Source organism: Haladaptatus sp. HS23 (genome assembly GCF_056892285.1).
The window spans coordinates 84,210-106,702 of record NZ_JBXGLH010000005.1 but is presented as its reverse complement, the minus strand read 5'-3'; the positions used below and the strand labels follow the sequence as shown (position 1 = coordinate 106,702).

Here is a 22,493-nt window from a genome sequence, read left to right as displayed (position 1 = left end):
CGAGAAGTATGAGAGAAACCACTATCAATTCGATATCCGGCGGCGTTCGACTCGCAGGCGACGTTGAGGAAACACCTTGGTCCGACGCCGACCGAATCGACGTCGATCAGTTCAATTGGCATCGTGACGGTCCGAAACCGTCGCTGACGGCACGAATACTGTACGATGACGAAGCGCTGTATCTACAGTTCCACGTCGAGGATAACAACATCTCGTCGCACGTGACGGATCTGAACGGACCGACGTATCGTGACAGTTCGGTCGAACTGTTCGCCGATCCGAATCCGAACGAGGATTCACGGTACTTCAACTTCGAAGCGAACTGTTGTGGCTACTTCAAACTGGCGTGGCAGGAAGCGGGCTGGCAGGAACGCGGTATCGGACGCGATCTCGTCTCGCCGGGCGTGGCCGAAAGAGTCCGTGTCGAAACGTCCGTCGAAGGACCGACGCGCGAACCACGGGACGACGACACGGGGTGGTGGTTGGCTGCCGCAATTCCCTTTTCGGTACTTCGGTCGTTGACGGGTATCGGCATCGATCCGAATTCGGATTCCGTTTTGAGGGGAAACGTGTACCGAAGCGGTGTTCCCTCCGACGAACAGAAGGCGACGTGGAATCCCATGCCGACGGATGAGCCTGCGTATCACTCCCCGGAGTATTTCGGTCGTTTCCGATTCGATTGATGAGTCACATCCTGTCTCGCGGCAACGTGAAAGAAGGGTCACACTCAATGGACGAATTCAGTCCACGGGCCGTCGACGTACGGATACTCCTCGATGACGTCGCGATTCACCTCGATTCCCAGTCCGGGTTCCCCGGACAGTTCGAGCGTTCCGTTTTTTATTTCGAGCGGGGTCGATAGGATGTCGTTTGCGAGCGGATTCGGGTACATTCCCGGCGCGCCATCGTCCTCATAGATGGGATATTCGAGGAACGGTGTCTCGGGCGCGGCCGCCGCCAAATGGGCGTTTGCGACCAACCCAAGTTTCGTCCCGAAGTGGTGTGGGACGAACGTGACTGGTGACTCCTGGCAGTATTCGACGACTTTTCGACAACCGGAGAATCCGCAGTGCTGTCGAACGTCGCACTGCAGGTAGTCGACACCACCGGTCTTCGCCAATTCGATCAGGTCTTCCGGCATCGCTTTGCTTTCCCCGCCTGCTAGCGGGACACCGGTCCGTTTCGAAATGGATCGATATCGTTCGTGGTCGCTCGGTTCGATGGGTTCTTCCACCCACCGAACGCCGTACTTTCCGTGAGCCGACACGAGGTCGACGATGGTGTCCAGATCGTACGATCGCTGCCCGAAACCCCACCACGTGTGTCCATCGACCATGACATCGATTTGTTCGCCGACGGCTTGGTGAACGCGGCGAATCATCTCTCGGTCCTCGTCCGGTCCTCGACCGACGTGATATTTATATCCCTTGAAACCTTCCTTCGTTATCCGCTTCGCCTCGGCAGCTACGTCGTCCGGTGAGGGATACATACCTCCCGACGCATAGAGAGGGATTTCGGGGGCAACGTCGTCCTCCTTGGCGAGCAGTTCGTACACCGGTGCTCCGTTTTGTTTACCCGCTATATCGTGGAGCGCGATGTCGAGCGCCGCGGTGGACCGGGATTTGAACTCCCGAGACAAGGTCGTTTGTCCGATGATCTTCCCCACCGTCTCTATCGACGTGATCTTCTCCCGCTTCAAACTGGGGGCGATCGCCCGTTCGATCACCTTCACGAAGTTATCCAGGGTTTTGTCGGTGGAAAACTCCCTCATCACTGAACTACTGGCGTCGACCGGTGCGTACCCCATTTCACCGCTGACCGTCTCCACGGTTACGAGGACCAAATCGCGTTTGAATATCCGCCGTCGTCCGCTGTAAAGCTGGTACTCCCGAGGGGAGTCGAGCGTGGACGACAGGTTATACGCCTGTATATCGGCAATTTGCATCTCTCTGAACTACCTTACACGTAGATGGTTTAAATAATTACTCGCCTGCGGAGGGGTCACAACGCTACCGGTGGACACCGATTTATAGCCGTTCAGGTTGTAGTGGTCTTCCACCGTCGTTCGGTATCATCGAACGCCCCTCGCGAATCCCGATTTTCGGTGTTACATTACAGGACTACTACTGTAATCGCGCCATGTTAGAGGGGCCAAAAGGAGTGTACTCACCCCGATTCGGTATTATCGAACGGTAATGAACGGGACGTCGTTTTCCGTCCCGGTTCGAAAATGGAATTCGACGTCCCGAAATTTGGTGTTAACACATGTCGATAGGAGATCGAAAGCCGCAGACCCGAGTAGGTCGATGGTTACGGCCGGTATGCGTCCGATTCCGCGAGGACGGTGGACCGTTCGAGGTCCCACTCGCCGAGATAGTCCGCTTCCGCATCGACGAGTTCGGCGAACAGCTCCCGTGCGGTTTCGGTCTGGAGCGACCGGACCTGTGGATCGTTGAGGAACGCCTGGAACGCGAGGTCCACGTCCCCTCCGTCGACGGCCGCCTCGATGAGAGTTTCGTGGGTGTCCACGTGAGTCCGAAGTTGCGTGCGTACCGGTCGCGGAAGCGGACCAGCGGTGATCGGTTTGGCGTTGTTCGGCGTTATCAGCGCGTTCGTTTCGACCACCGCCCCGTCGGGGAGGTCCGATATCTGTCCACGGTTGGGGAGATTCACGTGCGTCTTCATCATGTCCCCGGAGGTGAGCGTCGTTATGAGGTCGACGGCGATTTCGCCGGATTCGGCGAGCGAAAAATCCTCCTGTCCGTCCATCCACGACTTGACGTCGTACGTCTGATGGTCCGTCGCGTCGTCCTCCCAGTGCTGGCTGCGGTATTCGCTCGTAGTCCGCTTGACCCCCCACCGGTTGAGGTCGTCGGGCATCGTCCCTTGGATGAACCACGGGGCGTACTCGACCAAGTGCCGGTCACCCGCCGCGGGAAGAACTCCGAACCGACGATACAGCTCGAACGTCACCTGATTGTTGTCGACGAACGGATCTTGGTCAGCCATCTCCGCCACGCTGAACTCCCGCATCGCGCCGTCCTGTTGCAAGTGATAATCGATGACGTCGAAGAGATCGACTCCACGCCAGTACGCCTCGTCGACCCACGTGAAATGATTGATCCCCTTGACGTTCATGTCGATCTCGTCGCGGTCCGGTCGTCCCACCTCGAAATACTCTCCCACCAAGTCTGCCAGCATGTCCTGTGCGTGGAACACCTCGTGGCACAACCCGAGCGCGTTGATGTCGGGAAACGCCTCGTACAGTGCTCGGGTCGCCCACGTCATCGGGTTCGTGTAGTTCAGTACCCACGCATCGGAGCAGTGTTCCCCGATAGCGGCACCCAATTCGCGATAGACCGGAATCGTCCGCATCGCACGCAGTATCCCGCCGGGACCGATGGTCGCCGCGACGGCCCCGTATATACCGTACTTCTCCGGAATGTCGAGGTCGTGAACGAACGTCTCGGCGGGGTTGAACTGTGTGGAGAGAATGACGAAGTCGGCACCGTCGAGCGCCGTCGCCCGGTCTTCGACCGCCTCGTACTCCCAGTCGCCCACCGCTCCTTCACGCTCCTGCACCCAGTTTCCGAATTCCGCGTTGAGTTCGGCACTCTCGTAGTTAATGTCGTACAAGGCTACCTCACCTTCGACTTCAGTGCAGAGGGCGAGGTCGCGGAACAGGTTCGGCGCCCACTGCCGACTACCACCCCCGATATAGGTGATTTTGACGCGGTCATCCGGAAGTTCCGGAAGTTCCGGAAGCGATTGCTGGTGGCTACTCTGGTCGATCAGCTGCTGATCATTCACCATGGACAGTAGTATATTTCACATGGGTCTTAGGTGTTATGCTCACTATTCTACTCGATGCTCGTCGATCCCGAGTAGCAAATCCCGCGCTCCGAGAGTCGGCACACCGACCGATTCCTATCCAACAAATCGACGCGAGGTAGTTCGATGGTTGGTGCCTATTCGTCGTACTGAAATTCGGTCCACGCACCCTCGACGAACGGGTAGTCCTCGATGACATCCATGTTCACTTCGATACCTAGCCCCGGTCCGTTCGGAACCGTCAAAACGCCGGCGTCGATGCTCGGCGTTCCATCGACGATATCGAACGCCAGATCGAACGGATACATCCCCGGGTCATCGGACGAATCGAGTACGGGGTCGTTCTCGAAGACGGGATATTCCAGCAACTCCGCTCGTGGTGCGGCCGCAGTGAGGTGTGCGTTTGCGATCAACCCGAGCCACGTCCCGAAGTTATGTGGGACGAACGTGACGGGTCGGTCGATACAGAACTCTACAGCCTCCCAACATCCCGAAAATCCTCCGTGATGGCGCACGTCTCCTTGGAGGAAGTCGACTGCACCGGTGCGTCCGAGTTCGAGTAACCCCGTCGCGGACTCCTCGCTCTCCCCGCCAGCGAGCGGAACGCCGTCGCCGTTTAGAGTGCGATATCCGTCGTGGTCGTCCGGTTCCACCGGTTCCTCGACCCAGTACACGTCGTGTTCGGCGGCGTGTTCGACCAGCGATAGAACGGTCTCCCGTCCGTACGACCGACCGCCCATCTTCCACCATGTGTGTGCATCGACCATGATCTCCAATTCCACCGTTTCGGCGAGACGTTCGACGATTCGGCGGTCATCTTCCGGGCCAATACCGGGACGGTACTTGTATCCAAAGAAACCCTCATCATCGAGGAGTTTCGCCTGTTGTACGTAGTCCTCCGGTTCCATGTACATACCCGCGCTCGCATACAACGGGAGTTCCGGGGTCGATGTCGTCCCGTGACGCTCGCAAAGCAGTTCGTAAATCGGCGCCCCGACCTCCTTCCCGAGCAAGTCGTACAGCGACACGTCGATCACGGATCGGACTTGACTACGGAGATGCTCGGGGAGGTCCATCGCAGTGACGATGGAGTGAGCCTGTTCGATTTCATCGATCGTTTTCCCTTCGAACTCGTCAGCGACGGGTCCGTTGATAACGTCAGCAAAGGTGGCCTGCGACGCGCCGTCGAAGTACTCTCGCATCGCGGAACTGCTCGCACCCGCAGGTGCAAACCCACGGGTTCCGTCCGCCGTCTCGACGACGGCGAGGACGACGTCCCGTTTCAGAAGTCGACGTCTCCCGGCGTGAAAACGGCGCGTTTGAGGCGGATCGATCGGCGACGACAGTGCGTACCCGCGAACATCGACGATGTTCATATTCCTACCATCGGTGACGGGGACTTAAACTACTAGCTCGATACCGGCAACAGGTCACATCGTTCTGTCATCGATGGTGAAATCAAAATGATAGTAGGGCTTATATCCTATGGGATGAATTCTCAACTATGTCTTTGTCAGACGATACGGTGAGGGAGCGCCTTCGAGGCGTAGCAGTTGGCTTATTGACGCCGTTTGACGACGAATTGGAGGTCGATCACGCGAAGATGGAAGAAAACGCTCGAACGATATACGAGGACGGGATTCGAACGTTTCTCTCGACGGCAAATATAAGCGAATACCACTCACTGACACACGAAGAGAGGGTACACATAGCCGAAACGAACACCAACGCACTCCCTTCTGACGCCTGCATACTCGCCGGAGTTGGGGGAAACACGATAGATGCACGACGACTCATCCGGGACTACGACGACGTCGGTGTTGATGCCATGATGATCATGCCCCCCGACCATACGTACGTTCACGAACAGGGATTACTCCGGTACTATCGAAAGCTCACGTCGGTCACCGAGACACCGCTCGTACCGTACGTTCGTGGGTTCGACCCGTCGGTCGAATTTCTCCGCGATATGAGCAGGCTCGAAGGTATCGCCGGCATAAAATACGCACTCGAAGACCCGGTAAAACTCGGGGCTGCCGTCGCCGTTGGGGACGACGAAACGGTCTGGGTCGACGGACTCGCAGAGCCGTTTTCGATCTCGTACTGGAACGAGGGTATCGAGGGCTTTTCCGCCGGCGTCAGTAACTTCCGCCCGGAAGTAGGTCTCGAACTTTTCGATGCACTCTCGGCCGGGGACTGGGAATACGCCCGACAGCTCCGGAACATTTGTTTACCCTATCAGAACTTCCGCGGGGAAACTGGCCAGAACAATTCCCTACCCGGAGCGATCAGCGTCCCGGCGGTGAAGAAGGGACTCGACCTCGCCGGTCTCAACGGTGGGCAGGTTCGTGAGCCGATCGTCCCGCTTTCGGCGGAGGAGGAACGTCGGGCCGAGGACCTGTACCGACAACTGGACGACGACATCGAGCGATTGATCGGGTGAATCCGCTCGGGCTTGGTACTGAGCGACGCACGTGAATCGAAGATTCGGCGTCGATTTTCCCATCTCGGAGCGGGGAGATTACACGACCCGAATCCCGTAGGGTTCATTCCGGCGGCGAGTTCCACTCCTCACCGTCGTCCTGCGGTCGATAGCCGATCTTCGACCGCGCGTGTTCCAGATCGAACCAGCGTCTGTAGTTGTCGCTGACGCCGTAGAACACGTCGAATTCGATATCGTCGTCCACGAGACAGCAGTCGACTTGATGGGCGAAGTCCCGTCGGGACTGCCACATCGCCTTCATCCGCGCGACTTGCTCCTCGTATTCCGGGCTGCCTCGTTCGTACTCCCCTTCTTTGACTCCGTTTTCGGCGTCGCCGTACGGATGGTCGGACGCTTCACTCCGGACGCTACAGATCCGCAGCGCGTAGAACCGTTTCGGATAGTCGTAGTTCTCGACGTAGTACCGACCGAGATTTTCGCCGAAACTCTTGGTCGTGCCGTAAAACGAATCCGGACGCACGGGAACGGTGTGATCCAGTACGATGTCGTTATCGCGACGATAAATCTCGGGCGAATTTTCCTGCTCGTACATCCCGACCACGTGATTCGTCGAACCGAAAACGAACGTTTCGACTTCCGCCTCGCGGGCAGCCTCCAGCGCGTTGAGCATTCCGAGTACGTTCGGTTCGAAAACGTCCTCCCACGTTCCATCCACGTACGGATAGGCGGCGAGATGAACGACCGCCTCCTGATCCTCGAAGGCGGGTTGAATCGCCTCGTACTCCGATACGTCAGCGACCACCGTGTCGAAGCCTCCGTACGGATGATCGTCGGGACGGTCCGATCGATTCAGGTACGTGAACTCGTACCCGGAACGGTCGTGGAGATGGTCGATGAGCGCGGTTCCACAACGGCCATAGGTGCCCGTTAAAAGAACGTTCATCGAATGGGAAAACAAGGGGCCGTATCATAAACCTGTGCCTCCGAACGGTGTCTGTGGGTGGTTTGCTCGTTCGGACAGCTCTCGTCGTCGAGCGTAGAGTCGCTGTTCCCGAAACACATATGTGGCACCCAAGGGATGTCCAACCGTAGGTCGGAACGGAACATAAATTATGGTCGGAAGGATCGATGACAGTCAGCAGGAATGCCTTCTACGGGACTGGTCCGTAAACTGGATTTCGTCGTCGATCACCCGTCACAGCTAGCGACGCCAGCACACCGGACACTGGTTCGAACACTATGGAAGAAACCAACATGGAAATCACCGAAATAGAAGCGATTCCACTCGCACACTCGCTCGACGAAGGTCGCGGCGTCGGGAGTGCGCGTGGGATTCACACCACTCGATCGACGACGCTCGTCAAACTGACGACGGACGACGGATCCGTCGGCTGGGGTGAAGCGTTCGCTCCGGCACGGACGACGGCGACTTTGATAGACGAACTGTTCGCGGACAATATCGTCGGAATGGACCCATTCGACGTCGAATCGCTCGCGGAACGGTCCTACGTTGAAGGGTATCACTTCGGCGGGAGTGCCATCGTCCAATGTGCACTCAGCGGTATCGACGTTGCGATGTGGGACCTCATCGGAAAGAGCGTAAACCGACCCGTGCATCGAATGTTGGGCGGGACGCGGACGACTTCGATTACTCCGTACGCGTCGACGATGTACGTCACCGAATGGGATCAGGACCCCGCCGAACCGATAGAGCGAGCGGTCGAGGAGGGGTTCACCGCGGCGAAGATCAAGATCGGTCGCGGGTTCGAAGACGACGTCGAACGCGTCCGAACGGCCCGTGAGATACTCGGCGACGACGCATCCTTGATGGTCGATTTCAACGGGAACTATCGACCAAAGCAGGTCGCTCGGTCAATGGAGAAACTCTCGAAGTTCGACATCGCCTGGGTCGAAGAGCCGGTTCCACCGGAGAACCATTCGGGATATCGGCAGGTTCGAGACCTGGTGGACGTTCCGATTGCGGCGGGCGAGGCGCACTTCAACCGATTCGAGTTCAAACGACTCATCGACGACCGAACCGTCGACATCGTCCAACCGAATTTGGGTCGGTGCGGCGGTCTTTCCGAAGCGCGCCGTATCGCCGATATGGCGACGACGGAAAACGTGGCAGTTCGTCCCCACGTGTGGAACAGCAGCATCGGGTTGGCGGCGGCGATACAGTTCGCCGCGAGCGTTCCGGAGTATCCACACCCCGATCACGTTCCGGAGCCGCTCCTCTTCGAGTTCGACCGTAGCGAGAACCCACTTCGGGACGACCTGTTGGTCGACAGAATCGACCCCACGGGAGCCGTGTTGGAGGTGCCACAGGAACCCGGACTCGGAATCACGGTGGACGAGGACGCCGTCGAACGGTATCGGCTGGACTGAACCGGTACTCACACGTGCTTTGAATCCCATCATCGACCATGGATGCAGCCCTCGATAGCGGGATGGTGTACGCGGTCATCGGGGCCGTCGTTTGGGGATACTTCCTCTTTCTCAACAAATATCAGTTCGATCGGGTACCGTCCACCGTTTTCATGACGATCACCTTCGCGGCGGCGGCGGGCTGGTACGCGCTCGTCGCGGTAGTGAACGGGTCGCCGGTTACGCTCCCCGCACGATATTCCGGGACCGATTGGTTGTTCGTATTCGGCGCCATCACGTTCTTGGCTGTCGGTCTGCTCCTCCTGTTTCACTCGATCACCATCGGGCAGGTGTCGTACGTCGCGCCGATCAGCAAAATCACGCCCGTGTTCGTGCTCCCGTTCGAGATCGTCCTCCTCGACGAGCGGTTGACGGCCATTCAAATCCTCGGCGTGGGACTGGCCACGCTGGCGGTGTATGTAGCGAACTATCAGGGTAATAATCTAGCGACACCCGTGTTGAAGGCGACGACGTATCGGCCTGCCCAGTTGGCACTCCTGAGCGCGTTCGCCTTGGCAATTTTGAACGTCGCACAGCGGGTCGTCCTTCAGGAGTTGGCGTTTCCGAGGACGACGTGGGTCGTCCTCAAACTCGGCGGGACAGCAGTCCTCCTGTCACCGCTAGCGGTTCGTGATTGGCGTTCCGAGTTCACCGGGTCGCTTCCGAAACTCGTCTTCTCGGGGGCGATTCTGATTGTAGGGGAACACTTCATAGCGCTCGCTTTCACACGGATTCCGGCGAGCATCGCATCACCGATCCTCAGTATACAGGCGATCGTCGCCGTGTTGTTAGGCGGAGTCGTCCTGAACGAAGAGAATCTCCGAATCCGTCTCGTCGCGGCCGTTATCGCCGTGTCCGGGGTTGCGTTCATCGCGATTTGATCCCTCCGTCGTCGTATCGCTCGAAACGTGTCTGGTGGAACTCGAACGGTCGTCTCCTATTCGTAGCCCACACCCGCCTCTGTGAGAACTGAACGAAACGCATCGGCCGCGGTCCGAAATCCTTCGCGGCCGCTCAGCCCCATACTTTCGCCCGCGTACTGGAGGTGGGGTTCGAGCGAGGCGAATCCGTCGAATCCGCGTGCGTCGAGGACACGAATCAAGTCGTCGAACCGCCCGTCTCCTTCACCGGCGGGCTGTATCTCTCCCCGCTCGCCCATCTCGGCGTCCTTGACGTGGAGATACTCGACGTACTCGGCCAGCAGTGCGAACGCGTACGGATATGCCTCGACCCCGATTTCGACGAAATTCGCGGGATCGAACGCGGCGCGGAGATTCGGGGAGTCCACCGTCGTAAGGACGTCACGGCATCGTTCGGCTGTATCGCCGTAGATGTCCTTCTCGTTCTCGTGGATGAGCGTTACACCCTCCTCCTCCGCGCGCCCGGCTTTCCAGCGCATCCGTCGCATGACTTCATCGCGGTGGTCCGCCGGGTCGTCACCCTCCGGGATGTAGTAGGAGAAGAGACGAACGTACTCGACGTCGAAGAAGTTTGCAATCTCGATGGCGCGTTCGAAGCGTTCCTTGTGGGGTCCGAAATCCTCCTTGATACCGATTTTTCCGATGGGTGACCCGACGGAGGAGATGGCGATGCCGCGTTCGTTTATCGCGTCCCGAATGCGTTCGAGGAAGGCGTCGTCCAAGTCGAGGACGTTGGTATCGTCGACCCCTCGGAGATCGAAGTAGTCGATATCGAGTGTTTCGAGGACGTCGAGTTGTGTTTCCAAGTCGGGATCGATTTCGTCCGCGAATCCGGAGAGAACGAAGCTACTGCCGTCGCTGGCCGTTGGTTTTTGTGTGGTGTCTGATGCCATTATGTCGGTTTCCATGACGGCCGTAACGGTGTTAACAGTTTCGACGCCGGTGAACTGACCGGTATCCTTTTGCGGCGGCCGTGAGACATCTCGAATCGAATGACGGAGAACTTCCGTATCGCCATCGCCGGTATCGGAGCGGTGGCGGAGATGCACGCGGAATCGATAGACGACCTGCCGAACGCCGAACTCGTTGGGGGATCCTGCCGGACGGTCGAGAAGGGTGACGAGTTCGCGGACGAGTACGGTTGTAACCATTACGCGGACACTGGGACGATGTTGGACGAGATGACCCCCGACGTCCTCGTTGTCTGCACGCCGAGCGGTGCCCACCTCGAACCGACGCTCGCCGCGGCGAATCGCGGCGTTCACGTCCTCTGTGAGAAACCGCTCGAAATAACGACCGAGCGCATCGACGAGATGATCGAGGCTTGCGAGACGGCGGGTGTTCGACTCGGTGGCGTCTTCCCACAGCGGTACAACCCCGTGGTCGAGACGATGTACGACGCTGCCGCGTCGGGCCGATTCGGTCGGCTCGCGGTCGCAAATGCATACGTGCCGTGGTGGCGTCCGGACGACTATTACGAGGGGGCGTGGCAGGGAACCGAGGAACTCGACGGTGGCGGCGCGATAATGAACCAGTCGATTCATAGCGTCGATGTCGTTCAGTGGCTCACCGGTGCGACCATGAATCTCGCTGAGGACGAAAACCCGGTCGCTGAGGTGTTTGCGTACACGGGTAGGCTCGCGCACGACGACGACCAAATGGAGGTCGAAGACACCGCTGTCACCGTCCTTCGGTTTCGGAACGGGACGCTCGGCCAACTGTTCGGCACCACCTCGATGTATCCGGGGTCGCTCAAGCGCGTCCAACTCGGGGGTCGTGGAGGGACCGCGGAGCTCCTCGAAGACGAGCTCGTGACGTGGGAGTTCCGTGAGGAGCAACCGAACGACTCGGCGGTTCGAAAGGAATTCACCGAGACCACCAGCGGTGGCGGTGCGGCGGATCCGATGTCCATCGACTACGAGTATCACCGACGGAATATCGAGGCCTATCTCGACGCACTGACGAACGATGCGCCCTTCATGCTCGACGGACGGGAAGCACGCAAAGCCGTCGAAGTCATCGAGGCTATCTACGCCTCGGCCGACCAGGGGAAACCCGTTCGTCTCACATAAACGCCCGGTTCCGAGCGATGCTTGGGCTGCATCCTCCACGTGATAGAAATTGCCTTTCGACTTTTTCCGGCACTAGTTCTGGAGAGTGGCGTCACAGCAGCTTTTACGTCGCTGACCGACAAATAACTCTGCCCATAAAATGGTACAATAAATATAAAATTTAAAAATTTGGATAGAAAATAAATAAGTACATAACATCAGATACTTGTGAAATATTCCTTTTAATAGTCTTTTTTGGGCTTATTCTGTGTTAATCCTGAATAATTCTCAGATACCGGGTTTAGAAATTAGTGGACAATTGTCAAATTCTCTTTCGATTCATTCTCCGTTCAACCCGAGGAGCCGTTCGGCGTTCCGGTGTGCCAGTTTTTCCACATCCGCGGGGGCGAGTCCCGTGCATTCGAGCAACCGGCGGCCGTCGTCGATGGAACTGTACGGGTAATCCACGGCGAACATGACGTGGTCGATGCCGACGGCCCGAATCGCCATCGCGAGCGGCGGTCGGCTGAACATCCCGCTCGTAGTGAACCAGAAGTGTTCGCGGAAGTAGTGGGACACATCGTGGTCCACGTCCACCACCGGTGTGAGCCAGTCGTCGATTCGGTCGAGCATGAACGGAATCATCTCGCCCATGTGCCCGAGAACGACGTTCAATCCCGGGTGGCGGTCGAACGCTCCCGAAGCGATCAGCCGTAACGCGTGGAGTCCCGTTTCGGCGTGCCACCCCCAACTCGTCGTGGCGAGCGAAAAGTCGATGTCCGAGTCGAACCCCTCGTAGTACGCAGCGTCGACGCTCTGCGGAGGATAGCCGGGATGGATGTAGAGGGGAACGCCGAGTCGTGCGGCCCGTTCGAGTAGCGAGTCGTAGCCGGGATGGTCGAGAAACCGCCCGTCGGTGGTTCCGTTGACGACCGCCCCGACGAACCCGTGTTCCGTGACGGCCCGTTCGAGTTCGGAGACCGCTGCGTCGGGGTCGGCCATCGGTAGCGTGGCGAACCCGACGAAACGGTCGGGGTGGGCGGCGACGGCGTCCGCGAGTTCGTCATTGGCCGCTTCCGCGAGTTCGACCCACTCCTCCGTCGTCATCTCCGCGGACCCCAACTGCGTGTGCGAGATGACCTGAACGTCCATCCCTCCCTCGTCCATCGCCGCCAATCGCCCTTCACCGAGGTCGCGGAGCCGGTCGGTCGGCGACGAATCTCCCTCTCCACCTTCGCCGGGGTCGCTCCCCGCACCCTTCTCGACGAAGCCGTCCGAGACGAAGTGTTCCTCCACGCCGATGATTTTCATATCCTCCGTACGTCCTCCGCCGTGTTAAACGCGGGCCGTCGGCGTTCAGGGGCGAGTCACCACTCGGCTAAACTGCCGTCGTCGTGGTGCCAGACGGGATTGTGCCACATGACGTCGTGTTCCGCGCGTTCCCGTACCCGTTCCTCGTCGATGGTGATGCCGAGGCCCGGAGCCTCCGGCGCGGCGATGTACCCGTCCGAGAACCCGAACACGGTCGGGTCGTCGAGGAGAGCCACCCCGCCGCTCTTATCCACGTCGTGGAGGTTCAAACTCTGTTCCTGCACCACGACGTTCCGCGAACAGAACCCGACCTGAACGGCCGCGGCGAGGGCGATGGGACCGACGGGACAGTGGGGAACGAGCGCCACGTCGTGCGTTTCGGCCATCGTAGCCACTTTCCGCATCTCGGTGATTCCGCCGACGTGCGTGACGTCCGGGTGGAAGACGCCGGCGACCCCGTCGATGAGGGACGATTCGAACTCCCACCGCGAGTACAGTCGCTCCCCCGTCGATACCGGCACCGGCGTGTGCATGGCGACCTCCCGAAGTCGGTCGTTCTGCTCCGGGGGAACCGGCTGTTCGAAGTACATCGGGTCGTATTCGTCCAACGTGCTGACGACACGCTTCGCCATCGGGAACGACACTCGCCCGTGAAAGTCGACTCCGATGTCGATATCGTCACCGACGGCGCTTCTCACCGCCTCGAAACGGGCTTCGACGGCGTCGACCGAAGCGGGCGACGCCAACATGCGAAACTCGGCGGTCGCGTTGAGCTTCAGCGCCGAGTAGCCAGCGTCTACCATCTCGCGGGCCGAGACGGCGATGTCCTCGGGCGTCTCCCCGCCGATCCATTGGTGAATCCGCAACCTGTCTCGGACCGGCCCACCGAGGAGCGCGTGGACGGGTGCCCCATACTGTTTCCCTTTGATGTCCCACAGCGCCATGTCGATTCCCGCGATGGCACTCATCAGAATCGGGCCGCCGCGGAAGAATCCGCCGCGGTACATGGTCTCCCAATGCTTCTCGATGGGGAGCGGGTCCTCGCCGACGAGGTACGTCGCCATCAACTCCTCGACGGCCCCGCGAACCGCTTTGATGCGTCCTTGAACTATCGGCTCACCCCAGCCGACCGTTCCGTCCGAGGTTTCCACCCGGAGGAGAAGCCACCGGGGCGGCACTTCGAACAGTTCGTAGTCGACGATGTGCATACGCGACACTCACAGCGGAGCCACTTGACCGTTGTGCGCATCGCTGAACCGGACGAATCAAACGGGTTCGGAAGTGGCGGTCGGAACCCACCTCACTCGCTCGTTCCGTAACTCTCCAACTTGCCCTGTACCCGGCGAATCTCCTCGTCGGGGAGGATATCGGGCGTTCCGACCGTCGAGGCGAGATGGTGAATGCGGGCGCAGTACTCGACCATCTGTGCCACGTCGAAGGCGCTCGCGAGGGAGTCCGAGGCGGTTAGAACCCCGTGGTTCTTCAGCAGCGTCGCCTTGAACTCGTCGCCGAGCGCTTCGGTCGCCGCCGCACCAAGTTCGGGTGTGGCGTGGGTTCGGTACTCAGCGACGGGAACCTCCGTTCCCGCAAAGGCGACGAGGTAGTGCGACGCCGGAATCGGCTCGCCGAGCGCCGCGAAGGCCGTCGCGTACGGCGAGTGCGTGTGAACGATGCCGCCGACATCGTCGCGCTCTTCGTACACCGAGAGGTGCATCGGTAGTTCCGTCGACGGCTCACGGTCTCCGGTGAGGACGTTCCCGTCGAAGTCCACCACCGGGACGTCCCAGACGTCAATGTCGCTGTAAGGGACGCCCGAAGGACTGATCGCAATGTGCTTGTCGTCGAGCCTGACGCTCAGGTTGCCGCCGGTTCCTTCGGTCAATCCGCGCTCGATGAGTTCGATGCCGTAGTCGCGGATGGCGCTGCGTTCGTCGTGGTATTGGTCTTTCTCTTCGGACATGATTCACTCCGAGGCGACTCCGACGTCGGCCATTCGGTCCGCCAGTTCGGCTTCGGCCTCCGCGGTGAGAGTCCGATGGCGAACGGCGTCACCGGTCTCCGTGTCGAAGAGGTGTACCGTCCGCTCGGGGATATCGACGTACAGTTCGTCGCCCTCCTTCACCGGCCGCTGGCCGTCGATTTCGACGACGAACGTCTCGTCGTGTGACTGTTCGACCGGTTTCAGGTAGAGATATCGGATGCTTCCCATCGGCTCCACTACGTCGACGGTACAGCGGAACTGGTTGCGGCCTTCCGGTTCCTTTGTGACCTCGACGTCCTCCGGCCGAACCCCGATGGTCACACGGTCGTACCGGTCCGCGGACGTCGCCAGTTCGTCGGACAGTTCGTAGTCGAACCCGTCCGAACGGAGCGTGGACCCGTCCCGTTCGGCCTCGAAGAAGTCCATCGAGGGCGACCCGATGAACCCCGCGACGAAGCGGTTCGCCGGCTTGTAGAAGCATTCGAGCGGCGTTCCGACCTGTTGGAGTTCGCCGCCGTCGAGGACGACGAGGCGGTCGCCCATCGTCATCGCCTCCGTCTGGTCGTGGGTGACGTAGAGGGTCGTCACGTCGAGTTCGGACTGCAGACGGTTGATTTCGGTTCGCATGGTAGTCCGTAGCTTCGCGTCGAGGTTGGATAACGGTTCGTCCATGAGGAACGCGTTGGGGTCACGGACGATGGCCCGGCCGAGCGCGACGCGTTGGCGTTGACCGCCGGACATCTGGGACGGGCTGTTGTCCAGCAGACGTTCGATGCCCATCGTCTCCGCGACGCGTTCCACGCGTTCTTCGATTTCGTCGCCCGAGAGGTCCGTCGACATCTTGAGCCCGAAGCTCATGTTCTCCCGGACGGTCATGTTCGGGTAGAGCGCGTAGTTCTGGAACACCATGGCGATGTCCCGCTCGCGCGGCGATTTCCCGTTCACCAATTCGTCCCGAATCCAGATGTCTCCCTCGGATTGCTGTTCCAGCCCCGAGACCATCCGAAGCAGCGTCGATTTCCCGCTCCCGGACGGCCCGACGAGGACGACGAACTCGCCGTCCCCGATGTCGATGTCGACGTCGTCCACGGCGACTATCCCGCCCTGTCCGTCTCCGAACCGTTTGACGACGCTGTCGATAGTGATTCCGGCCATCGGAGTAGTATCGTCGTTCTTCACAAATAAACCTTCACGTCGATATCGGAAAATAAACGATTTGATGAAACTACCTCGCTACTCTTTTAGCACGGCACCGAAGCTCAGCCCGGAGGCGAGATACCGGTTGGCGACGACGAGGAGCAACAGCACCGGGAGGATCATCGTCATCGACGCGGCCGCCAGCATCGACCACTCGATGTTTCGAGAACCGATGAAGCTGTACACCGCGAGCGAGAGCGTCGTCGCCCGGTTGTTCGTGAGGATGAGCGAGAACAACAGCTCTATCCACGCGAAGATGAAGCTGATGATGGCGACGGAGATGACGCCGGGGAGCGCCGACGGCAACACGACCTTCCGGAACGCCTGCGAGCGCGTCGCGCCGTCGACCATCGCGGCCTCCTCCAACGACTGCGGAATGCCGTCGAAGAACGCCTTCATCACCCAGACGACCAACGCCACGTTGATGGTCACGTACATGAACACCAACCCGATGATGGTGTCGTAGAGATTGAACGTCCGGAATATCACGAAGAACGGGATGACGACAGCGATGGGCGGCAGCATCCGCGACGACAGTATCCAGATGAGGACGTCGGGTTTCTTCGGCACGTCGTACCGCGAGAGGACGTACGCCCCCGGAATCCCGATGGCCAACACGATGAGGACCGAGGCGGTGACGCTGACGACGCTGTTGGTGAACGCGGTGACGAACGACGGGTCGTTCGCCAGTTCGAGGTAATTGTACACCGTCGGCAGGAACACCCACTTCGGCGGCAGTTCGAGCGCCTTCCCCGGCGGCTTGAGCGACATGAACGCGAGCCACCCGAGCGGTGCGAGGCAGACGAACGTCCACGCGAGGAGCACGGCGTGACGGCCGACGGCTTTCGCGCGTTCCGAAACCGCCATCACTCCAACACCCCCTCGAAGCCGACGACCCGAATCAGGACGTTACAGATGATGAGGACGACGACGAGATACACGATTGCGAGCGCGCTCGCCGCGCCGATGTCGATGTACGTGAACCCGGTCTGGAAGATCTGGATGCTGATGAGCTTCGTCGCGTTTCCGGGGCCGCCCCGCGTCAGGCCGTACACCGTCCCGAACGTCCGGAACAGGTCGATGAGGCGGATGAGGAACGCCACGAAGATGACCGGCTTCATGTACGGGATGACGACGTGGACGTAGGTTCGCCACGTCGGCGCTCCGTCGATACGGGCCGCCTCTATCAACTCATCGGGCACGGACGACAGTCCGGCGTAGAGGATGATGAACATGAACGGCGTCCAGTTCCACGTGTCCATCAGGATGACCGTGAGCAGCGGGACGTCCGTGAGGAAGTTCGGGGCGGCGAACGGCGTGTACGTCGAAATCGTGTACGCGATGATGCCCAACTGCGGGTCGAGCATTATCCGGCCTATCATGGCCAGACTGACCGGGGCCACGGCCATCGGCAGGATGAACACGATACGGTAGAACGTCCGCGCCCACCTGTTTTTCACGTTCGTCAACAGCGCGGCGAGCGCGAACCCGAGGACCAGTTCGAGGAGCAGCGCACACGTCACGAATATGGCGGTCACCGTGATGGACTTCCACACGACGGGGTCGGTGAAGATGACCCTGAAGTTGTGCAGTCCGGCGAACGTGCCGATTCGCTCCGGGTTGACGTAGTTGTAGTTGACGAGGCTGAGGTACAGGTCGTAGATTCCGGGAAACACCGTGATGAGGAGGACGACGAGTACCATCGGCGTGGAGAGCCACACCGGGAGGTACTCGTTCCAGAGTGACCGACCCTCGTCTTGCGTTCCTTGCTCCGTTCGTGTTTGGGTGTCGATGCTCATGGTTCGGTGGTATGGTCCGTCGATTTGGGGTGGTTTCGTTTCATGGGTCAATCCTGCTGGACGATCAGTTCGGCCTGTTGTGCGGACTTCGAGAGGGCCGATTCGACGGATTTGCCGCCGGTGATGGCCTTCTGAAGCTGGATGGAGTACTTCTGTGCCCAGACGGGGTACATCGCGTCGTACGGTTCCGTCACCGCGCTACTCAGCGACTCCAGCGACACGCGGCTGAACTTCTTTCCGTATTTTTCCTTGTACGCTTTCTTCGACCAGATGGACTGGCGCGTCGGGAACGATGCGTTCCGCTGAATCGACATCCACCGTTGGGTCGGCTTCGACGTCGCCCACAGCATGAACAGGAACGCCGCTTCGGGGTTTCGTGCGGCCTTCGAAGTCGACAGTTGCCACGTGAACGCGCCCGGCGCGAACTTGCTTTTCTTCGTCGTCGGGGTCACCATCTTGGCGACGCCGATTTCGCCCCCGTCGGGGGAGGAGTCGGCGAAACTTCCCCAGAAGAGGTTCGCGTCGTTCATCACGTGCGCGGCGTTGCCGCCTTGTATGGCCGCGACCACCTCCGACCACGTCATGGTCCCGATGGACGGCGGGCCGTACTTCTGCAACGCATCGACGTAGTACCTACACGCCCGCTTCGCCACGTGGGTGTCGAGGCCGGACTCGTCCGGGTACTGCTTCCAGAGGCTCCCGCCGTACTCCCGAATCCACGCGTCCATCGTGTAGACGTTCATGCCGTACCCCTTCTGCCCGCGGTTGACGAGTCCCGACATGCCGTCTTCTTCCTCCTGAATGACCTTCGCGTTGTGGAGGAACTGGTCGGTCGTCTTCGGCACCGACAGGCCGTGTTTCTCGTAGAGGTCCTTCCGGTAGAACATGGTGTGAACTTCGACGGTTATGGGCATGCCCGTCCAGTGCTTCGTCCGACCGGCCCCGTGGCACGCCTCGCGGCAGACGCCGAGGAGGTCGTTCGGCCGATACCACTTCTCGTCGAAGAGGTCGTCGCGTTCGAAGTACGGGTCGAGGAACTGGAGCCACCCCGCCTCGCGGAACTGGTTGACGACCTGGTCCATGAAGAAGACGTCGAACTTCCCGGCCCCGGTGCTCACGTCGGTCAGACGCTTCGTCCGGAACTGCTGTTCCGGGAGGATGTTCCACACCACGTTTATACCCGTCAGCTCCTCGAACAGCGGGACGAGCGGGCGGATGCTGTCTATCCACGCGTGTTGGACGGCTCCGACGTTGATGGTCGTCCCCTCGTGTTGCTTCCACTCGATGTTCGCGCCGGTGTACTCGGAGAGGTCTATCTTCGCGTTCCCGCTCGTCGGGTCCACCGTCTTCGTATCGCTTCCCGACGAGGCCTCTCCCCCTCGCGTACAGCCGCTGAGGCCGACTGCCGCGCTCGTTCCGGCGACCGCGAGGAAGTCGCGGCGCGTCCTATCCGTCGTCATCGTTGGTCGGCTCCGTTGCTGTAATTCGGTTGCTCGTGTTCATTGGTCCGTGTTTAGTGCTGGTCACTGCCCCGCCGTGCGTTCGGCCCGGTTTGTCGCATCGACCGCGTGCGCGTTCGACGCCGCCGTCGATACCGCCCGAACCATCCAGCGGGATGTCGATGGCTTCGATACCGGTTTCCGTCGACAGTTATCCACGAGAATAATTCCATTACTCATAATTAAGCATTGCCCTTACTACAATCGATTGGAGTCGCTATTTCTTCTCAAGTACACGAAACAAATATATGGCTCAACCCGGTCACTCCCGACATGGACTGTGACTTGTCCGAGCGGACCGCGCTCGTCACCGGCGCGGGCCGCGGTATGGGTAAAGAGACGGCGAAGCGATTTGCAACCAACGGTGCCGACGTCGTCGTCAACGACGTGGACCAGGATGTCGCCGAGGAAACCGCCGACGAGATTCGTGACCTGGGCGTCGAGTGTGTCGGCATCGGCGCGGACGTGACGGACAGAGCGGAAGTCGAAGCGATGGTGGAGACGGCCGCGGAGCGTCTCGTACCGATAGATATCCTCGTGAACAACGCGGGCGTCGGCGACGCCGGACCGTTCCTCGACGAGGCGTACGACGACACGTTCGAGTTGAACATCGACGTCCACCTCAACGGGTCGTTGAACTGCATCAGAGCGGTCGTGGACGGGATGGTCGAGCGTGGATACGGGAAGATAGTCAACGTCACGTCGATTCACACGAAGAACGGCGTCGGGATGTCGCCCGCCTACGACGTCGGGAAGTTCAGCCTGCTCGGGTTGACGAAGAGCCTCGCGCTCGAACTCGGCCGGGAGGGCGTCCGCGTCAACGCCGTCGCGCCGGGGTGGGTGAACACCCGGATGACGGAGGAGTTCAGCGACGCCGTCCGGAAACAGATACTCGACAACAACCCGCTCGGGCGGTTCGCCGACCCTGAAGACGTCGCGCAGGCGACGACGTTCCTCGCGTCGCCCGCCAGCGACTACATCAACGGCCACGAACTGCGCGTCGACGGCGGGCAGGTCCCCATCGACAGTTGGCGGTTGGACAGTCGCTGAGCCTTATCGGTCATCGTTCGGGTAGATCATTTTCTTCAACCCCTCCTTGTCCTCCATCTGCGTGAACGCGTCGGAAAGCCCGTCGAGGTCGTATTCGTCTGTGACGAGCGGGTCGACGTCGATTCGTCCGTTTCGAAGGAACGTGACGGCGCGGGCGAAATCGTTCGGCGTGAGCGAGAACGTCCCGACGAGTTCGAGTTCGTCGTAGTAGACGTCGAACGGGTCGATTTCGACGGTCGTTCCCTGCGGCGGGACGCCGAAGACGAGCGTCGTTCCGCCCGCGGACGGCAACGACATGGCCGTCTCGATGGTCTCCGGCAGACCGACGGCTTCGACGGCGATGTCCACCCGGTCGACGAGGTCGTCGAGTTCGGACTTCAAGTCGGTTTCGATGGGGTCGACGACGGTGTCGGCACCGGTTTCGAATGCCAATTCGCGCCGTTCGTCGACGGGTTCCGAGACGACGACCGTTCCCGCGCCGCTCGCGCGGAAGGTCTGGGCGAGGAGCAGGCCGATGGGTCCCGCGCCGACGATGACGACCGTGTCGCCGGATTCGAGGGACACTTGGTCGACGGCGTGAATGCAGCAGGCGAGGGGTTCGGCGAACGCGGCCGTCCGATACGGCACGTCCCCGATGGATTCGACGTACCCCGCGGGCGCACGGACGTATTCGGCGAACGCACCGTCGATGATGGTGTCGGCAGCGCCGCCGATGGAGGTGAAGTTTTCACAGAGGTTTTCGTTTCCGTTCACGCACGCCTGGCACCGATTGCAGGGAATGGAGGGGTTGATGGCGACCCTGTCACCGACGTCGACGTCCGACACTTCGTCGCCGACGGCGACGACTTCCCCGGCGCTCTCGTGTCCCGGAATCGTCGGGAAATCGACGGGAAACGTCCCGTGATACATGTGATAATCGGTCATACAGACGCCACAGGCGTTCACTCGGACGAGTACGTCGTCCGCTCCCGGATTCGGTTTCTCTCGGTCTTCGATGGCGACGGAACCGGTATCCGTCAGTACTGCTGCTTTCATAGGCGGATATGACTGGTATCTCGGGACTGGCGGTTAAATCTTCTCCCCCGATAGCGCCGCTGCATGGATGTTCGGGTTCCGGTCGCGTTCACCCCACATATTGTCTCCGCCAAAACTGCGAAATATTTACTATGTATGAACGAGCAGTATTCGGAACAGATGGGTGTACTAGACCGATTTGCACTTGACGGAGAGACCGCCATCGTGACGGGAGCGGCCCGCGGACTCGGGAAGGAGATGGCGGACGCACTCGCGGAGGCGGGTGCCGACGTGGCGATAGTCGACGTCGACATCGAAACGGCGGAAGCGACGGCCTCGGAACTCGCGGAAACCGGCGTCGATACCACCGCCGTCGAAGTGGACGTGACGGACGAAGCGGCGGTCGAGGCGATGGTCGAAACGGTCACGGACCGCCTCGGACCGATAGACGTGTTGATAAACAACGCAGGCATCGCCGCAAACGCTCCGGCCGAGGAGATGGAGTACGAGACGTGGCAGCGGACGCTCGACGTGAACCTCTCGGGCGTGTTCCTCTGTGCGAAACACGTCGGTCGTCGAATGCTCGACCGGGGCGAGGGACGCATCGTCAACATCGCCTCGATGTCGGCTTACAACGTCAACGTTCCGCAACCGCAGGTCGGATACAACGCGTCGAAGGCGGGCGTGCTGATGGTGACGAAGTCGATGGCCGTCGAGTGGGCCGACCGCGGCGTTCGCGTCAACGCCATCGCGCCGGGGTACATGCGGACCGACCTCGTCGAGGAAGTACTCGAAGCCGACCCCGAGATGGAGCGGACGTGGGTTGAAAACACGCCGATGGGACGACTCGGACGACCGGACGACCTCCGCGGAATCGTCGTCTATCTCTCGTCCGAGGCGTCCGCCTACACGACGGGAGAAATCGTCCGCGTCGACGGCGGCTACACCTCGCGCTGAAGCGGAGTAGGAC

General features: G+C 60.2%; 21 protein-coding genes. 7 read left to right on the top strand and 14 right to left on the bottom strand.

Going from position 1 to position 22,493, the window contains the following annotated elements; genetic code table 11:
* Positions 1–8 precede the first annotated feature (8 nt).
* The gene (locus AC1XDK_RS15300) at positions 9–683 is read left to right on the top strand and encodes a carbohydrate-binding family 9-like protein (RefSeq protein ID WP_483350771.1); all 675 of its coding nucleotides are present in this window, start codon (positions 9–11) and stop codon (positions 681–683) included.
* A 44-nt stretch (positions 684–727) separates the two neighbouring features.
* Here AC1XDK_RS15300 and AC1XDK_RS15295 read toward each other — a convergent pair whose 3' ends face one another.
* The 3 genes from AC1XDK_RS15295 to AC1XDK_RS15285 all read right to left on the bottom strand — a co-directional run bounded on the left by AC1XDK_RS15295 (position 728) and on the right by AC1XDK_RS15285 (position 5,207).
* The gene (locus AC1XDK_RS15295; RefSeq protein ID WP_483350770.1) at positions 728–1,945 is read right to left on the bottom strand and encodes a mandelate racemase/muconate lactonizing enzyme family protein; all 1,218 of its coding nucleotides are present in this window, start codon (positions 1,943–1,945) and stop codon (positions 728–730) included.
* Between the two features lie 365 nt (positions 1,946–2,310).
* Positions 2,311–3,813 (bottom strand): family 4 glycosyl hydrolase, encoded by a 1,503-nt coding sequence (locus AC1XDK_RS15290; protein ID WP_483350769.1) that lies wholly within the window; start codon positions 3,811–3,813, stop codon positions 2,311–2,313.
* Between the two features lie 155 nt (positions 3,814–3,968).
* On the bottom strand, positions 3,969–5,207 hold the full coding sequence (locus AC1XDK_RS15285) for a mandelate racemase/muconate lactonizing enzyme family protein (protein ID WP_483350768.1): 1,239 nt from the start codon (positions 5,205–5,207) through the stop codon (positions 3,969–3,971).
* A gap of 128 nt (positions 5,208–5,335) precedes the next feature.
* Between AC1XDK_RS15285 and AC1XDK_RS15280 the strand changes: the two genes are divergently transcribed.
* Positions 5,336–6,274 carry a dihydrodipicolinate synthase family protein gene (locus AC1XDK_RS15280; protein WP_483350767.1) on the top strand — a complete coding sequence of 313 codons (939 nt, stop codon included), beginning with the start codon at positions 5,336–5,338 and terminating at the stop codon, positions 6,272–6,274.
* Between the two features lie 103 nt (positions 6,275–6,377).
* Here the strand turns inward: AC1XDK_RS15280 and AC1XDK_RS15275 are convergent, their stop codons facing one another.
* Positions 6,378–7,217 carry an NAD-dependent epimerase/dehydratase family protein gene (locus AC1XDK_RS15275; RefSeq protein WP_483350766.1) on the bottom strand — a complete coding sequence of 280 codons (840 nt, stop codon included), beginning with the start codon at positions 7,215–7,217 and terminating at the stop codon, positions 6,378–6,380.
* Positions 7,218–7,528: 311 nt separating this feature from the next.
* Between AC1XDK_RS15275 and AC1XDK_RS15270 the strand changes: the two genes are divergently transcribed.
* Both AC1XDK_RS15270 and AC1XDK_RS15265 read left to right on the top strand, forming a co-directional pair.
* Positions 7,529–8,662 (top strand): mandelate racemase/muconate lactonizing enzyme family protein, encoded by a 1,134-nt coding sequence (locus AC1XDK_RS15270; RefSeq protein WP_483351061.1) that lies wholly within the window; start codon positions 7,529–7,531, stop codon positions 8,660–8,662.
* 38 nt (positions 8,663–8,700) lie between these two features.
* Positions 8,701–9,582, top strand: a complete 882-nt coding sequence (locus AC1XDK_RS15265; protein WP_483350765.1) for an EamA family transporter — start codon at positions 8,701–8,703, stop codon at positions 9,580–9,582.
* Positions 9,583–9,638: 56 nt separating this feature from the next.
* Here AC1XDK_RS15265 and AC1XDK_RS15260 read toward each other — a convergent pair whose 3' ends face one another.
* Positions 9,639–10,514, bottom strand: coding sequence for a sugar phosphate isomerase/epimerase family protein (locus AC1XDK_RS15260; RefSeq protein WP_483350764.1), 876 nt, complete (start codon positions 10,512–10,514; stop codon positions 9,639–9,641).
* Positions 10,515–10,613: 99 nt separating this feature from the next.
* Here AC1XDK_RS15260 and AC1XDK_RS15255 point away from each other — a divergent pair, with 99 nt between their 5' ends.
* Positions 10,614–11,693 (top strand): Gfo/Idh/MocA family protein, encoded by a 1,080-nt coding sequence (locus AC1XDK_RS15255; RefSeq protein WP_483350763.1) that lies wholly within the window; start codon positions 10,614–10,616, stop codon positions 11,691–11,693.
* Positions 11,694–12,011: 318 nt separating this feature from the next.
* Here AC1XDK_RS15255 and AC1XDK_RS15250 read toward each other — a convergent pair whose 3' ends face one another.
* The 8 genes from AC1XDK_RS15250 to AC1XDK_RS15215 all read right to left on the bottom strand — a co-directional run bounded on the left by AC1XDK_RS15250 (position 12,012) and on the right by AC1XDK_RS15215 (position 19,639).
* A complete protein-coding gene (locus AC1XDK_RS15250; protein ID WP_483350761.1) occupies positions 12,012–12,983 on the bottom strand; it encodes an amidohydrolase family protein in 972 nt (323 codons plus the stop codon).
* Positions 12,984–13,039: 56 nt separating this feature from the next.
* Positions 13,040–14,191 carry a galactonate dehydratase gene (gene dgoD / locus AC1XDK_RS15245; protein ID WP_483350760.1) on the bottom strand — a complete coding sequence of 384 codons (1,152 nt, stop codon included), beginning with the start codon at positions 14,189–14,191 and terminating at the stop codon, positions 13,040–13,042.
* A gap of 92 nt (positions 14,192–14,283) precedes the next feature.
* The gene (locus AC1XDK_RS15240) at positions 14,284–14,943 is read right to left on the bottom strand and encodes a class II aldolase/adducin family protein (RefSeq protein ID WP_483350758.1); all 660 of its coding nucleotides are present in this window, start codon (positions 14,941–14,943) and stop codon (positions 14,284–14,286) included.
* Between the two features lie 3 nt (positions 14,944–14,946).
* Positions 14,947–16,119, bottom strand: coding sequence for an ABC transporter ATP-binding protein (locus AC1XDK_RS15235; protein WP_483350757.1), 1,173 nt, complete (start codon positions 16,117–16,119; stop codon positions 14,947–14,949).
* 78 nt (positions 16,120–16,197) lie between these two features.
* Complete coding sequence (locus AC1XDK_RS15230; protein ID WP_483350756.1) at positions 16,198–17,028, bottom strand: carbohydrate ABC transporter permease; 831 nt, start codon at positions 17,026–17,028, stop codon at positions 16,198–16,200.
* Positions 17,028–17,960, bottom strand: coding sequence for a carbohydrate ABC transporter permease (locus tag AC1XDK_RS15225; RefSeq protein WP_483350755.1), 933 nt, complete (start codon positions 17,958–17,960; stop codon positions 17,028–17,030). Before AC1XDK_RS15225 ends, AC1XDK_RS15230 begins: the two co-directional genes overlap by 1 nt.
* 47 nt (positions 17,961–18,007) lie before the next feature.
* The gene (locus AC1XDK_RS15220) at positions 18,008–19,420 is read right to left on the bottom strand and encodes an ABC transporter substrate-binding protein (protein ID WP_483350754.1); all 1,413 of its coding nucleotides are present in this window, start codon (positions 19,418–19,420) and stop codon (positions 18,008–18,010) included.
* A 63-nt stretch (positions 19,421–19,483) separates the two neighbouring features.
* The gene (locus tag AC1XDK_RS15215; RefSeq protein ID WP_483350753.1) at positions 19,484–19,639 is read right to left on the bottom strand and encodes a hypothetical protein; all 156 of its coding nucleotides are present in this window, start codon (positions 19,637–19,639) and stop codon (positions 19,484–19,486) included.
* Positions 19,640–19,732: 93 nt separating this feature from the next.
* Between AC1XDK_RS15215 and AC1XDK_RS15210 the strand changes: the two genes are divergently transcribed.
* Positions 19,733–20,509, top strand: coding sequence for an SDR family NAD(P)-dependent oxidoreductase (locus tag AC1XDK_RS15210; protein ID WP_483350752.1), 777 nt, complete (start codon positions 19,733–19,735; stop codon positions 20,507–20,509).
* 3 nt (positions 20,510–20,512) lie between these two features.
* On the opposite strand, the gene AC1XDK_RS15205 is transcribed toward AC1XDK_RS15210, so the two are convergent.
* Positions 20,513–21,544, bottom strand: a complete 1,032-nt coding sequence (locus tag AC1XDK_RS15205; RefSeq protein WP_483350751.1) for a zinc-dependent alcohol dehydrogenase family protein — start codon at positions 21,542–21,544, stop codon at positions 20,513–20,515.
* Positions 21,545–21,703: 159 nt separating this feature from the next.
* Between AC1XDK_RS15205 and AC1XDK_RS15200 the strand changes: the two genes are divergently transcribed.
* Positions 21,704–22,480, top strand: coding sequence for an SDR family NAD(P)-dependent oxidoreductase (locus tag AC1XDK_RS15200; RefSeq protein WP_483350749.1), 777 nt, complete (start codon positions 21,704–21,706; stop codon positions 22,478–22,480).
* The last annotated feature ends 13 nt before the right edge of the window (positions 22,481–22,493 follow it).

What these genes read in the sequence shown, in the direction of transcription:
- AC1XDK_RS15250 (WP_483350761.1), bottom strand. Translation starts at nt 12,983, where the DNA reads ATGAAAATCATCGGCGTGGAGGAACACTTCGTCTCGGACGGCTTCGTC.
- AC1XDK_RS15230 (WP_483350756.1), bottom strand. Translation starts at nt 17,028, where the DNA reads ATGGCGGTTTCGGAACGCGCGAAAGCCGTCGGCCGTCACGCCGTGCTC.
- AC1XDK_RS15300 (WP_483350771.1), top strand. Translation starts at nt 9, where the DNA reads ATGAGAGAAACCACTATCAATTCGATATCCGGCGGCGTTCGACTCGCA.
- AC1XDK_RS15205 (WP_483350751.1), bottom strand. Translation starts at nt 21,544, where the DNA reads ATGAAAGCAGCAGTACTGACGGATACCGGTTCCGTCGCCATCGAAGAC.
- AC1XDK_RS15260 (WP_483350764.1), bottom strand. Translation starts at nt 10,514, where the DNA reads ATGGCATCAGACACCACACAAAAACCAACGGCCAGCGACGGCAGTAGC.
- AC1XDK_RS15240 (WP_483350758.1), bottom strand. Translation starts at nt 14,943, where the DNA reads ATGTCCGAAGAGAAAGACCAATACCACGACGAACGCAGCGCCATCCGC.
- AC1XDK_RS15265 (WP_483350765.1), top strand. Translation starts at nt 8,701, where the DNA reads ATGGATGCAGCCCTCGATAGCGGGATGGTGTACGCGGTCATCGGGGCC.
- AC1XDK_RS15255 (WP_483350763.1), top strand. Translation starts at nt 10,614, where the DNA reads ATGACGGAGAACTTCCGTATCGCCATCGCCGGTATCGGAGCGGTGGCG.
- AC1XDK_RS15295 (WP_483350770.1), bottom strand. Translation starts at nt 1,945, where the DNA reads ATGCAAATTGCCGATATACAGGCGTATAACCTGTCGTCCACGCTCGAC.
- AC1XDK_RS15225 (WP_483350755.1), bottom strand. Translation starts at nt 17,960, where the DNA reads ATGAGCATCGACACCCAAACACGAACGGAGCAAGGAACGCAAGACGAG.
- AC1XDK_RS15210 (WP_483350752.1), top strand. Translation starts at nt 19,733, where the DNA reads ATGGACTGTGACTTGTCCGAGCGGACCGCGCTCGTCACCGGCGCGGGC.
- AC1XDK_RS15290 (WP_483350769.1), bottom strand. Translation starts at nt 3,813, where the DNA reads ATGGTGAATGATCAGCAGCTGATCGACCAGAGTAGCCACCAGCAATCG.
- AC1XDK_RS15270 (WP_483351061.1), top strand. Translation starts at nt 7,529, where the DNA reads ATGGAAATCACCGAAATAGAAGCGATTCCACTCGCACACTCGCTCGAC.
- dgoD (WP_483350760.1), bottom strand. Translation starts at nt 14,191, where the DNA reads ATGCACATCGTCGACTACGAACTGTTCGAAGTGCCGCCCCGGTGGCTT.
- AC1XDK_RS15285 (WP_483350768.1), bottom strand. Translation starts at nt 5,207, where the DNA reads ATGAACATCGTCGATGTTCGCGGGTACGCACTGTCGTCGCCGATCGAT.
- AC1XDK_RS15215 (WP_483350753.1), bottom strand. Translation starts at nt 19,639, where the DNA reads ATGAGTAATGGAATTATTCTCGTGGATAACTGTCGACGGAAACCGGTA.
- AC1XDK_RS15280 (WP_483350767.1), top strand. Translation starts at nt 5,336, where the DNA reads ATGTCTTTGTCAGACGATACGGTGAGGGAGCGCCTTCGAGGCGTAGCA.
- AC1XDK_RS15235 (WP_483350757.1), bottom strand. Translation starts at nt 16,119, where the DNA reads ATGGCCGGAATCACTATCGACAGCGTCGTCAAACGGTTCGGAGACGGA.
- AC1XDK_RS15275 (WP_483350766.1), bottom strand. Translation starts at nt 7,217, where the DNA reads ATGAACGTTCTTTTAACGGGCACCTATGGCCGTTGTGGAACCGCGCTC.
- AC1XDK_RS15200 (WP_483350749.1), top strand. Translation starts at nt 21,704, where the DNA reads ATGGGTGTACTAGACCGATTTGCACTTGACGGAGAGACCGCCATCGTG.
- AC1XDK_RS15220 (WP_483350754.1), bottom strand. Translation starts at nt 19,420, where the DNA reads ATGACGACGGATAGGACGCGCCGCGACTTCCTCGCGGTCGCCGGAACG.